Origin of the sequence: Kyrpidia tusciae DSM 2912 (assembly GCF_000092905.1) — a bacterium.
Lineage (GTDB): Bacteria > Bacillota > Bacilli > Kyrpidiales > Kyrpidiaceae > Kyrpidia > Kyrpidia tusciae.
On the sequence record NC_014098.1, the window covers coordinates 2,763,045 to 2,778,092 of the forward strand.

Annotated in this window: 1 protein-coding gene and 2 CRISPR repeat arrays (2 of these 3 running past the window's edge); the gene reads left to right on the top strand. The window is 53.4% G+C overall.

The features are described from left to right. Positions 1-5,033: direct repeats of the CRISPR family, unit length 30 nt; unit sequence GTTTCCATTCCTCATAGGCACGCTACGAAC; it begins 12,975 nt to the left of the window's first position. Between the two features lie 687 nt (positions 5,034-5,720). Beyond that, the gene (locus tag BTUS_RS13625; protein ID WP_013076653.1) at positions 5,721-6,956 is read left to right on the top strand and encodes an IS110 family RNA-guided transposase; all 1,236 of its coding nucleotides are present in this window, start codon (positions 5,721-5,723) and stop codon (positions 6,954-6,956) included. A 186-nt stretch (positions 6,957-7,142) separates the two neighbouring features. Then, positions 7,143-15,048: direct repeats of the CRISPR family, unit length 30 nt; unit sequence GTTTCCATTCCTCATAGGCACGCTACGAAC (it continues 558 nt past the right edge of the window).

The window sequence follows — 15,048 nt, forward strand, 5'->3', positions numbered from 1 at the left end:
CGAACCTTCAAGCACCTTAGCCTGCTCAACGTCCACATTAAATCGTTTCCATTCCTCATAGGCACGCTACGAACGCGTATGTCTCAATGACGTACTGAATCGCTCGAATCGAGTTTCCATTCCTCATAGGCACGCTACGAACTTTCGATAGTGCGTATTTTAATTGGACTGTTTCCTAAAGTTTCCATTCCTCATAGGCACGCTACGAACATAGTTCATTCCCTTCTTTTATTGCTACGAATACGTGTTTCCATTCCTCATAGGCACGCTACGAACCGCGACGGTGGACAAAGACCGAGATGGAACAGGCAGTGGTTTCCATTCCTCATAGGCACGCTACGAACGGATCGACACGTTCGACAACGTGAACATCATCGGTGACCCGTTTCCATTCCTCATAGGCACGCTACGAACCCTGCACGTCCCGGTCAATCCGCCGGAGATCAAGATGTTTCCATTCCTCATAGGCACGCTACGAACCGTGCGCGTGCTGGATGACCGCATGGCCGGGCACATTGGGGTTTCCATTCCTCATAGGCACGCTACGAACTGGGACAGAAACCGTGATGTCATCGGTCCTGATCCGTTTCCATTCCTCATAGGCACGCTACGAACGAGGCCCGTTCCAAGGCCGTCGAGGCCCTGGCGTTGTAGTTTCCATTCCTCATAGGCACGCTACGAACTGATGAGCGCCTCCTCCTTCACCTTTCTCGCCGCTTCCGGTTTCCATTCCTCATAGGCACGCTACGAACGTCGGTTCCGGGAAAACCCACTTGCTCTGCGCAATCGCGTTTCCATTCCTCATAGGCACGCTACGAACCAGGTCCATGGAGTAGTTCGCCTCGATCATCAGGTGCGTGTTTCCATTCCTCATAGGCACGCTACGAACGGGCCGTGACGGAAAACCGACGGGCGAACCGGCGGACGAATAGTTTCCATTCCTCATAGGCACGCTACGAACGCGGAGATCGAGGCGCTGGAGAACAGCGCAAAGGAGGGTTTCCATTCCTCATAGGCACGCTACGAACTATGGGCGCAGGAGGTGCTCCGGCGCGGGTTCGCTTCTAGTTTCCATTCCTCATAGGCACGCTACGAACCCTTGCTCCCGTTGTTACTATTGGTCATCGCAGAAGTTTCCATTCCTCATAGGCACGCTACGAACACAGGAAGGTCCTCGCGGCCGAGCGGGCCCGCATCAAGTTTCCATTCCTCATAGGCACGCTACGAACCCCCGAATGGCGTCCGTGCCGAACATGGTCTGGAGGGCATGTTTCCATTCCTCATAGGCACGCTACGAACGAGGGTGTTGTTCTTTCTCACGTGGCCCGCCGCCTCACACGTTTCCATTCCTCATAGGCACGCTACGAACTGTTCTGCGCCTCATAGCAGATCCGAGAGGTATGCTTCCAGTTTCCATTCCTCATAGGCACGCTACGAACGGCACTGGCCGGGGGACACCGATTGTTCCGGCTGTGACGAGGTTTCCATTCCTCATAGGCACGCTACGAACTCGCGATGAACGGTCCGGCGTTCTCTTTCAGTGCGTTTTGTTTCCATTCCTCATAGGCACGCTACGAACCCACCATCGTTGCTCAGTCCGGATGCGTCTCCGGAAGAGGTTTCCATTCCTCATAGGCACGCTACGAACATCCACTTCCACGCCCGGATCTCTCCGAGCGGGAGGTGTTTCCATTCCTCATAGGCACGCTACGAACCAAGTTGCGGGCCGAGCTCTTGGGAGAAACGGACGAGTTTCCATTCCTCATAGGCACGCTACGAACCGAATACAAGGCTCTGCGCGACCGTCTGTTCGAGGAGAAGTTTCCATTCCTCATAGGCACGCTACGAACTTCCGGGCGGCTTCGTAGAAATCATTCGGTCGATCCCAGTTTCCATTCCTCATAGGCACGCTACGAACGAAGGATGAAGCGAAGATCATCCGGCTTCGGTTCCTCGAGTTTCCATTCCTCATAGGCACGCTACGAACTTTGGGGTTCCCGAATACCTCACGCATTGCCTTGTCGGGTTTCCATTCCTCATAGGCACGCTACGAACTCCGTCGGCTTGTGGGTTCGATATGAGGTGGACGGACGGTTTCCATTCCTCATAGGCACGCTACGAACTCATGACGGGGATGCGGAAGGGCGAAATCCTGGCGCTGTTTCCATTCCTCATAGGCACGCTACGAACGCCGATCGAAAACCGGATGGCCTCCACGATCCGGCAGTTTCCATTCCTCATAGGCACGCTACGAACCTGAACCTCTTGCATTCCTGTTTCCTCGTCGGGAACGTTTCCATTCCTCATAGGCACGCTACGAACCCCCCGGTTAAACCTTCCTGTGGCCGCGACGAGCTCGTGTTTCCATTCCTCATAGGCACGCTACGAACTTCGAAGCGCCATCGCGATGACGTGTTTCTCACCGAGGTGTTTCCATTCCTCATAGGCACGCTACGAACAGCACCGCAAATTCTCGAGAATTCGACTCGACCGAGACAGTTTCCATTCCTCATAGGCACGCTACGAACGAGAAAACGTCAACCCGAAACTTATCCGTGCTTGTCAAATGTTTCCATTCCTCATAGGCACGCTACGAACATGGTAGCGTCGTTCGTTGCGCGTTCGTTATGCATAAGTTTCCATTCCTCATAGGCACGCTACGAACGACAGGGTTCATGTGGTCCAGGCCAGGAAACAGCGAGTTTCCATTCCTCATAGGCACGCTACGAACGGCCTCATGACCGGCCACGCATTCGGCACTCACACATTCGTTTCCATTCCTCATAGGCACGCTACGAACGCAGCTGCGCAGGCGCGGGCTGCACGTTGTGGAAGCTGAGTTTCCATTCCTCATAGGCACGCTACGAACTGTCTGCGGTGCTGGGCCGGTCGGAACAAGCAGTCAAACAGTTTCCATTCCTCATAGGCACGCTACGAACTCCGTAATTATCGTGGAGAATACAACTTCATGCGGTGTTTCCATTCCTCATAGGCACGCTACGAACTCATTAGCGAGCGGGAATGGTACGACTTACTCCCCGAAGTTTCCATTCCTCATAGGCACGCTACGAACTCCAGAGAGGTGGCCGACCTCCGCATTCAGGCGCAGTTTCCATTCCTCATAGGCACGCTACGAACCCTGGCCGGGTAGATGTGAATAACGGTTTGACCTTGTGGTTTCCATTCCTCATAGGCACGCTACGAACGTGTTCGTCTATCGCGATGGGAAGGCCATCATCGAGGTTTCCATTCCTCATAGGCACGCTACGAACGGTGTCCATCTTTGGGATGCCGAAGCTGGCCAAGTCGACGAGCTTCCATTCCTCATAGGCACGCTACGAACTGAACACCGGATCGGCTCGACACGGTGGTCCGTCTCGTCGTTTCCATTCCTCATAGGCACGCTACGAACGCTTCCCACAGAGCTGCAGTGAGGGGGATAACCAGTGGAGTTTCCATTCCTCATAGGCACGCTACGAACCACCAAAAATGAGATCATCATATCTTCTGCCGCAGCCAGGTTTCCATTCCTCATAGGCACGCTACGAACACGGCACACCACCGCTTACATAGATTGGAAATGTGGCGTGTTTCCATTCCTCATAGGCACGCTACGAACCCGCAGACGCTGAGAAGGATTTCCCGGCGTTTTTTCGTTTCCATTCCTCATAGGCACGCTACGAACTGGGGGTGCCGAACATGGACCGTTGGGACATCGTGTAGTTTCCATTCCTCATAGGCACGCTACGAACGCGGGACTCTTCGATGCGGGCGATCTGAAACAGCTGGGTTTCCATTCCTCATAGGCACGCTACGAACTTTGGATGGCTTCGACCTCACTGTATCCACCGGCGCGTTTCCATTCCTCATAGGCACGCTACGAACCGGCGGTGCAGGCGAGCATGACCCCGCCTGCTGCCAAGAGGTTTCCATTCCTCATAGGCACGCTACGAACCGGGAGACCGGGGAGCCGCACCAGAATACATGAGGCGGTTTCCATTCCTCATAGGCACGCTACGAACCCCGCAAGGACGCAACGAAAATGAGGCCTGTTTTCAAAGTTTCCATTCCTCATAGGCACGCTACGAACAGCAATCGATACCGCCGGAAAAACCGTTGAATCGGTGTTTCCATTCCTCATAGGCACGCTACGAACGAAATGTCGGGGTGGACGCACTTCCGCCCAAGCCGTCGGTTTCCATTCCTCATAGGCACGCTACGAACTAGGCTGCTGCCGCTTGGGCTTCCATCATCCTTATTTCGTGTTTCCATTCCTCATAGGCACGCTACGAACGGTACACGAATTTTTGGGAGTACACCCCGGGGGATTTCGGTTTCCATTCCTCATAGGCACGCTACGAACGGTACACGAATTTTTGGGAGTACACCCCGGGGGATTTCGGTTTCCATTCCTCATAGGCACGCTACGAACCGGAAGCCGAGTCCGAAGTGGGTTTGGCCCGATCCCGGTTTCCATTCCTCATAGGCACGCTACGAACGATGAAGTCGTAGAGGGACTTCTTTGCATCCTCTGGGTTTCCATTCCTCATAGGCACGCTACGAACTTTGTATCATCCGCACCGACGACCTGAGCGAACCCGTTTCCATTCCTCATAGGCACGCTACGAACCCTCAACCGCCGAGTCCGCCGCAGCCGCAACCGGTTCCGGTTTCCATTCCTCATAGGCACGCTACGAACAAGATCATGGAGTCGGATACGCGGAAGGTCATGCCGGTCGTTTCCATTCCTCATAGGCACGCTACGAACCGGACAAAAAGGGTATATCATGGGATATGGCTATACGGAGTTTCCATTCCTCATAGGCACGCTACGAACATCCGAAAACGACAGCACAGAGATTCGAGGAAATCCGTTTCCATTCCTCATAGGCACGCTACGAACCTGACAACGGCCTTTTTCGAGATAGTGGTATCCGAGTTTCCATTCCTCATAGGCACGCTACGAACGGAGACAGGCACCCCCTTTCCGTACTTGAGATCGAGTTTCCATTCCTCATAGGCACGCTACGAACACAGGTCTTTCATGTCACTGTCCTCCTCGTATGATAGTAGTAGAAGGTCTTCTTCGTTGAATTTCCAGTAGGTCCGGAACTGCTGGAGCAGCGCTGGAGAACTTCCAGAGCCGGCTCTTTTATCCATCCCTATGAGACAGCTGCTCATAGGGGTGGAGGTGGTGGGCTTCCCCATCCACATCTGTTGGTGTAGGTCGGTTGTCGGCGTGTCTTGGTCTGGCCATGTTTGTGGATCATCTGGATGGGGAAGTTCCCATCGCCGTTGGTTATTGAATCCATCGCGTTTGGTCTTGGAGTTGCACAACCGTCACTCCGTTTCTTTGTCATGCCTTTGTTCCTTGATAATTCCATATCTCTCCACCTCCAGTCGGGGGAAGCCCCAACGTGTTTGGTCGGTGGAGATTTCGACAGCCCGGCCTGCCTGTGGGACAATGGGATCAGCAAGTCTTTCTCGGGAGATTTCTTCCCCTCCTTGCGGACCGTTTGGTACTGCTGTGGAAAGCCTGCTACCCAGGATCCACCACCCATGCTCTAACCACTGGTTGCGCCTCCATCCCGGATGGGGTGTAGTGGCCCGCAATTGACATCCGGATGGATGAGTGCTGATGACGAGGCTGAGGTCGGTGGTTCCCACGGGCACCCAGGTCCGGGACTGGCTTGACTCTTCCCCGAACGGAGGTGAATCCGTTGCCGAAACTGCATGTTGGGATCGACGTGAGCTTGAAGGCCCACCATATTCAATTTATGGATGAGGCCGGTCAGAACTTGGCCTCGTTTCAGATCTCCAATGACCCACAGGGAGCCGACACTCTCATTCACAAGGTCTTGGAGATCACAGAGACCAAGCACATGGATCGCGTCGTTGTCGGCATGGAGGCGACAGCCAACCTCGGCTGGCATCTGGCCCATTACCTCAAACAACAACTCGAGGACCATGCACCACACCTCGACGCTCAGATTCACGTCTTAAACGCGCGGAGAGTGGCTCGTTTCAAGAAGGCGTATGACCACCTTCCCAAAAACGACCGCATCGATGCCTGGGTGATTGCGGACCACCTGCGGTTTGGCCGTCTCCCACAAGCCATGACAGACACGATCCGATACGAAGCGCTTCAACGTCTCACCCGGACTCGGTTTCATGTGATGCAGACCATGTCTCGGGACAAGACCTTCTTCCTGAACCAGCTGTTTCTTAAGTTCAGTGGTCTGCGTCAAGACAACCCGTTCTCCGATACTTTCGGTGCCACGTCGCTCGCCGTCATTCAGGAGCTGGAGCCTGAACAAATCGCTGCGATGCCCCTTGAGGATCTTGTGGCGCTCTTGGTCGACAAAAGCAGAAACAAGTTTGACGACCCAAAGCAGATCGCACAGGAACTCCAAAAGGTTGCACGCAGGTCCTTTCGACTGGACAAGGTGATGCAGGATCCCGTCAATCTGTCGCTGTCCGTTACCCTCAGCGTGATCCAGCACATGGACGCTGAGGTGAAGAAACTCGACCGAGCGATTGCCAGGCTGATGAAAGCGATCCCAAATACCCTCGAGTCGGTCAAGGGCATCGGCCCTGTATACGCAGCCGGAATCATAGCCGAAGTCGGCGACATTCGACGTTTCAAGAACCACAACGCCTTAGCCAAGTACGCCGGACTGGTCTGGAATCAGTACCAATCCGGGGAGTACGAAGCCGATGAAACATCCCGAATGCGTACTGGGAACAAGTACCTGCGCTATTATCTGATTCAAGCTGCGGACCAGGTTCGCCGCCATGATTCCGAGTACGCCGAGTTTTACCGCAAGAAGCACGACGAAGCGCTGAAGCACCAACATAAAAGAGCCCTCGTCCTGACTGCAAGAAAACTGGTACGCTTGGTGTTCACACTACTGAGCACCAATCAGCTGTACACACCCCCGGAGAGGAGGAGATAACCGCTACCTCCAGACGCACGGATTTTCCAGTTTTGCACCCATGAACATCGCTCGAAAATTCGGCGAACATCATGGGTTTGGTTAAGGTCGCCCTTTAACCTTCGCATTTGTAACTATTTCCCACATCCATTCCCAATTTTCTTCGACCACCCCCTTGACATTTCACCACTGGGCTTTCAGTTTGTGGTTTCCATTCCTCATAGGCACGCTACGAACAGAAGTCGAACTCGGTCACTTCGCGGTCCCTCCCTTGTTTCCATTCCTCATAGGCACGCTACGAACTCCCGACGCCAGGAATCACAGAACCAATTCCCGCGCGTTTCCATTCCTCATAGGCACGCTACGAACAATATAACACGCCAAACGCCGAGGCAGTCCCGTTCCAGGTTTCCATTCCTCATAGGCACGCTACGAACCCCATTTCTTGCCCGGTGTTCGGGTCGATCTGACGGGTTTCCATTCCTCATAGGCACGCTACGAACGCGCGAAAGTGGTCGCTGGAAACCAGGTGGATGGTACGTTTCCATTCCTCATAGGCACGCTACGAACGAGTGGACTCGCAGCAGAGAGCGTATGAGGCAGAAAAACTGTTTCCATTCCTCATAGGCACGCTACGAACCGGTCACGTCCACGATACAGAAGTAGAGGAACTTCAAGTTTCCATTCCTCATAGGCACGCTACGAACCGAGAAGCATTGGATCAAGAAGCGCTTTTTCGACCGTGTTTCCATTCCTCATAGGCACGCTACGAACTCTCGGCCAGCCGGTTTTCTGGCTGGCCGACGAGAAGTTTCCATTCCTCATAGGCACGCTACGAACGGAGGCGTCCGATTTCGCAACCCAGACTCTGGCCGAGTTTCCATTCCTCATAGGCACGCTACGAACCGGAGCGAAGAAGATCCTTGCGTACCGCCTGGCCGACTCGTTTCCATTCCTCATAGGCACGCTACGAACGTGAGGGGAGGTGGATTGACCAATGGCGCTTGACGGTTTCCATTCCTCATAGGCACGCTACGAACTTGTCACGGCCAAGACGCCTTCGATTGTTGCGGCGGTGTTTCCATTCCTCATAGGCACGCTACGAACCGCATTGCCGACGCAGCCGTCGAGGCGTACCGGCGGGGTTTCCATTCCTCATAGGCACGCTACGAACCGCATTGCCGACGCAGCCGTCGAGGCGTACCGGCGGGGTTTCCATTCCTCATAGGCACGCTACGAACCCGATCCCGGGAAGGCAGGAAACGTACCAGCTGGTGCCATGTTTCCATTCCTCATAGGCACGCTACGAACGTCCATAGGCATCGCCGCCTTACTGCCATTTGATGTTGTTTCCATTCCTCATAGGCACGCTACGAACTTGGTCAATATGGCAAAAACTGTAGGGGGTGAAGGAGTTTCCATTCCTCATAGGCACGCTACGAACCGCATGACGCCCAGGTTATGACCGTCCCATGTACTGGAGTTTCCATTCCTCATAGGCACGCTACGAACAGACTTTCCCGAAACCGGCGCGGCTTTGGTTTGGTTTGAGTTTCCATTCCTCATAGGCACGCTACGAACATTTCAAGTTTCATCTTCTACCACAGCCCAATCATTAGGTTTCCATTCCTCATAGGCACGCTACGAACCCGTCAGCCAACCGGAAGACGGTTCGGGTTTGGTCGACAGTTTCCATTCCTCATAGGCACGCTACGAACGCCACGGCCACAATCGCGGCGGCCAATACCACAAATGGTTTCCATTCCTCATAGGCACGCTACGAACGCGCGAAAGTGGTCGCTGGAAACCAGGTGGATGGTACGTTTCCATTCCTCATAGGCACGCTACGAACGAGAGGGTGCATCCGGCCACCGCCCAGTGCCCGATGTTTCCATTCCTCATAGGCACGCTACGAACTCATTATCACCGAAACGCAACACAACGTCCTGGTGACGGGTTTCCATTCCTCATAGGCACGCTACGAACAAGAACATGATCAGCCAATGCCGAGAGTTCCCCAGCCAAGTTTCCATTCCTCATAGGCACGCTACGAACGGTCGACAGGGTGAAGGACGACGGCCGCAAAGACCGCAGTTTCCATTCCTCATAGGCACGCTACGAACCCCGCGAAAAAGCAGTGCTACTTCGTGGCATATGGAAAGTTTCCATTCCTCATAGGCACGCTACGAACGAAGAGGAGCGGATCGAGGCGATTAACGAACTACAACAGGTTTCCATTCCTCATAGGCACGCTACGAACCATGTGGCTCCGAAGCAACCTCGCCTTCATCGCTGGTTTCCATTCCTCATAGGCACGCTACGAACCGTATCGTCTCATCCCCTGAAACCCCCTTGGTATACTCGTTTCCATTCCTCATAGGCACGCTACGAACTCCTCTATGAGTTCCTGCGCGTAGCTCTGGGCCTCCGTGTTTCCATTCCTCATAGGCACGCTACGAACCTGATGGGGCCATTTTTTGGGAACCGACAGATTGCGTTTCCATTCCTCATAGGCACGCTACGAACACCGTCGGGTATCCGTACTCGTGCGGAACATCGACTTGTTTCCATTCCTCATAGGCACGCTACGAACAGAAAAAGTGGGGATTGTCTGCCGGGCTGATCCGTGTTTCCATTCCTCATAGGCACGCTACGAACTAGGTTGAGTCCTTGTGCGCGTTGAACGTCTTGCGCACGAGTTTCCATTCCTCATAGGCACGCTACGAACCATGGCGGGCGGTCCGAACCCGATCCACGACGGTTAGTTTCCATTCCTCATAGGCACGCTACGAACACACATCTCCATGACACGGCTTCGGTGCACACCAACAGCGTTTCCATTCCTCATAGGCACGCTACGAACCAAGGAGGGAGACCGAAAATGGACCCAAGGGATGCACAAGTTTCCATTCCTCATAGGCACGCTACGAACCCATCTTGACTCCTCCTTCGCTCTTTCTGACTATACTTGTTTCCATTCCTCATAGGCACGCTACGAACCCGGAACCTGAAAGTGTGGTGGACGAGACGCCGCCCATGTTTCCATTCCTCATAGGCACGCTACGAACTCAGCAGCAAAGTCAACAGCAGATGGCGAGTTTTCAAGTTTCCATTCCTCATAGGCACGCTACGAACAAGAAGATCGGTGGGAAAAATTGATTGATCTTCAGAGTTTCCATTCCTCATAGGCACGCTACGAACTCGACAGTCTGCCGAGTTATGCCAGAGCCTTGATCCACGTTTCCATTCCTCATAGGCACGCTACGAACACCGTACAAGGGTCGGGAAGTAGGCACATGGCTGAGGGAGTTTCCATTCCTCATAGGCACGCTACGAACGCCTGGTCCATGAATTGACCGAGGTCCAACAGACTGAGTTTCCATTCCTCATAGGCACGCTACGAACAGTACAAGCAGCAGGGGCTGGGGTCTATACATTGCCAAAGTTTCCATTCCTCATAGGCACGCTACGAACGAGACTTTCCCGAAACCGGCGCGGCTTTGGTTTGGTTTGAGTTTCCATTCCTCATAGGCACGCTACGAACGCGTCGACCGCTTCGGCCCCTGATACCAGTGGTTACCAAGTTTCCATTCCTCATAGGCACGCTACGAACAAATCCTGGGCCAGCGCATGGCTCGACCGTCCAAACCGGTTTCCATTCCTCATAGGCACGCTACGAACTTGCCAGCCCTTGGGACTCTGGGCATTATACGGCTGTTTCCATTCCTCATAGGCACGCTACGAACCCATCTTGATTCCTCCTTCGCTCTTTCTGATTATACTTGTTTCCATTCCTCATAGGCACGCTACGAACACACTGAGTCAGATTTCACGATGGGCCGGTACGATGAGTTTCCATTCCTCATAGGCACGCTACGAACACTTCATACCGCCCGACGGATACCCACCGTCCGTCCCTGGGTTTCCATTCCTCATAGGCACGCTACGAACCCGGGAATCGGCGCGTGAAGTACATGCCACATGACGGAGTTTCCATTCCTCATAGGCACGCTACGAACTGGAAAATATCACCTCGCATGTTTCAAGCCTCCCTTATGTTTCCATTCCTCATAGGCACGCTACGAACCCAAGGGAGTATGAGCTATCCACGATATACTACGATCCAGTTTCCATTCCTCATAGGCACGCTACGAACCGCTTCAAAGTTGTAATAGCAAGATTAGTTCGACAGTTGTTTCCATTCCTCATAGGCACGCTACGAACTTCAATTTATCCATTGCGATGCACCCACCATGCCAGTTTCCATTCCTCATAGGCACGCTACGAACTATTGCCCGGCCTGCTGAAATTGCCACCCGAGAACGTCGTTTCCATTCCTCATAGGCACGCTACGAACGCAGATGACCAAGCCCGCTGGGGATGCCTTCGTTGAAGTTTCCATTCCTCATAGGCACGCTACGAACCCCTGTCCGCACTCCCCACGCCGCTCCGGGGTTCTCCCGGTTTCCATTCCTCATAGGCACGCTACGAACGATGTTTTTCTGGTTTGGTTAGGTTAGGTTTGGTTAGGTGTTTCCATTCCTCATAGGCACGCTACGAACTCGAAGAACTGCGGATTGCGATTTATGAGCTAGCCGTTTGGTTTCCATTCCTCATAGGCACGCTACGAACCTTGACGGCCTGCCAAACGCGCATTTCTTGGGGCGGTTTCCATTCCTCATAGGCACGCTACGAACCGGTCCTGTGGATCACCCACGCGCCGCATTATCACCTGTTTCCATTCCTCATAGGCACGCTACGAACCTGCGGTATCGATGATGATTGCCGTATTTCTTGGGGAGGTTTCCATTCCTCATAGGCACGCTACGAACAGCAAAGCCGCTTATGTTTGGAATTGGAGGACTTGCAGGTTTCCATTCCTCATAGGCACGCTACGAACTTGTTGGGGGCGGCGGAGGAGGGATCACTACTTCTTCGTTTCCATTCCTCATAGGCACGCTACGAACACCACGAGAGCAATGCTTGGTTCTGGTCCTCTCCTGGCGGTTTCCATTCCTCATAGGCACGCTACGAACTCGCTTCATCCTTTCTCAGTGCCTTTCCAATGGCCCTGTGTTTCCATTCCTCATAGGCACGCTACGAACTAGGCTGTTGTTGTTACGATCTCTACAAACGGCTAGCTCAGTTTCCATTCCTCATAGGCACGCTACGAACGATGCCGGACCTAAAGGAACTCGGTGAGTACATTAGTTTCCATTCCTCATAGGCACGCTACGAACAAGGACTATGAGGCCGCCAAAAGGATGTGTGGAGAGCAGTTTCCATTCCTCATAGGCACGCTACGAACGAGACGGGTGGCCTATGGAAGCAGATCACACTCACGCGTTTCCATTCCTCATAGGCACGCTACGAACGAAAACACAGCCGTCGGCAACGGATCAGAGCGCAACTGGTTTCCATTCCTCATAGGCACGCTACGAACCTGTCGATGGAGTGCCCGAGCAGGTCGATGTACTCCGTGTTTCCATTCCTCATAGGCACGCTACGAACATGGCCGCCAATCTAGCGGGCGTTGAAGTCATGCACGTGTTTCCATTCCTCATAGGCACGCTACGAACCATATGCGTGGCGGAGCGACTGATGTTGCTCCGTTGCGCGTTTCCATTCCTCATAGGCACGCTACGAACTTCGCAAAATTGTTAAACAGTAGTGCCAAAAGAAAGTTTCCATTCCTCATAGGCACGCTACGAACGAGTCTGTCCTGAAGGCCGCTGACGAGGCTGCGAGGTTTCCATTCCTCATAGGCACGCTACGAACCTTCGTTTGTGGGCCTCGACTTTCACCGCCGCCTCTTCGTTTCCATTCCTCATAGGCACGCTACGAACGAAACGATGTGAAAGACCCCGTATTTGTCGAAGTACGGTTTCCATTCCTCATAGGCACGCTACGAACCATCGAACACGATCAATACACCGCATGGTACGACGAGGTTTCCATTCCTCATAGGCACGCTACGAACCACGCCAGTCCTGGACTCATGTTCCAGGCTTCCGCCAGTTTCCATTCCTCATAGGCACGCTACGAACTCGTTGTACTTGCTTCGCTTCGACGGGTCCAGGTTGTCCCGTTTCCATTCCTCATAGGCACGCTACGAACGGATTCAGGCCATGGAGCAGTTGCCACCTCCAGACTAGGTTTCCATTCCTCATAGGCACGCTACGAACACAAATCCAAAAGCCCATTTGGCGCCGGGGTCCCGGTGTTTCCATTCCTCATAGGCACGCTACGAACCCTGTCTGCGGACCAATACCAGGCTGTCGCGCTGGACAAGTTTCCATTCCTCATAGGCACGCTACGAACTTCAACTCGGTCTGATCTGATAGCCAGATCGAAGAAAAGTTTCCATTCCTCATAGGCACGCTACGAACTTTTGTAGAGAAAGGGAACGTTTGCCGTTGCGGACGGGTTTCCATTCCTCATAGGCACGCTACGAACTGTTAAAAGCCGGTTGATGCAATATCTCTGATACGGCGTTTCCATTCCTCATAGGCACGCTACGAACTCCACGATTGACGCCGGTAGCGCCGCGGTCCTGACCAAGTTTCCATTCCTCATAGGCACGCTACGAACTCTTGGGTTCGACCAGCCCGGGTTCAGCATCCCCCCCTTGTTTCCATTCCTCATAGGCACGCTACGAACTGTTCAATATTTCCAATTTGTGTCCCAATATCTCCGTTTCCATTCCTCATAGGCACGCTACGAACGATAAAAACGGGAATCCGGCAACTCCATTTTTATCGCTGTTTCCATTCCTCATAGGCACGCTACGAACTTCAGCATCGTGGCGATCTTCGCCCGGGTCATGGCAGGTTTCCATTCCTCATAGGCACGCTACGAACAGTACAAGCAGCAGGGGCTGGGATCTATACATTGCCAAAGTTTCCATTCCTCATAGGCACGCTACGAACGTTGAAACGAATATCGGGTTGACGGCAAGTGAATTATGTTTCCATTCCTCATAGGCACGCTACGAACTCCGGGACATTGACAAATGTGTCAAACGGAACATATAAGTTTCCATTCCTCATAGGCACGCTACGAACTGGAGATGTAGCTCGAAAAGATTTCACCACCCGTCACCCGGTTTCCATTCCTCATAGGCACGCTACGAACCCATCTTGACTCCTCCTTCGCTCTTTCTGATTATACTTGTTTCCATTCCTCATAGGCACGCTACGAACCCCCTGAAATGTTTTCGTCACATCGTGGGTCAACCGTTTCCATTCCTCATAGGCACGCTACGAACAATCGTCTTACCGAGCCGTTCCCCGCCGTCCAACAAGGTTTCCATTCCTCATAGGCACGCTACGAACGCATACTCGGCAAACCTCGCCAATCGCCACAAGTCGAGTTTCCATTCCTCATAGGCACGCTACGAACCGGAAGAAGATGGAGGAGTTCTGCGACAGGGTTGAGTTTCCATTCCTCATAGGCACGCTACGAACCATATGTGGACCTTTCGGATTTGGCGATGGTCCTGGAGTTTCCATTCCTCATAGGCACGCTACGAACCTAACGATGGTCCAAGGGCCGCACGGCGAGTACATCTCGTTTCCATTCCTCATAGGCACGCTACGAACTCGGCAACCCTTCGAACACTCTTTTTCGTCTACCTCGTGTTTCCATTCCTCATAGGCACGCTACGAACTTTTTACGACCATGAAACCAGGCACGCCGGAATGGGTTTCCATTCCTCATAGGCACGCTACGAACTTTGCGCGGCCCGGTCAGGGTAGTGTGGACCATGAGGCGTTTCCATTCCTCATAGGCACGCTACGAACGAGTCCGGCACAAGAACCAAATCCGGGTCCCCCGTCACGGCGTTTCCATTCCTCATAGGCACGCTACGAACTATCTATCGTCATTGACCGATTATGATTTTTGGATAGGTTTCCATTCCTCATAGGCACGCTACGAACTTTGATAAGTCTTCTGCATACCCCGGGCCAGCCGGGGTTTCCATTCCTCATAGGCACGCTACGAACGTGGAATCTGTCATCTCTCCGGGCCCGAACACAGTGTGTTTCCATTCCTCATAGGCACGCTACGAACCCCATGCGTCACTCCTGCTGTCGCAGGGAGTCCATCGTTT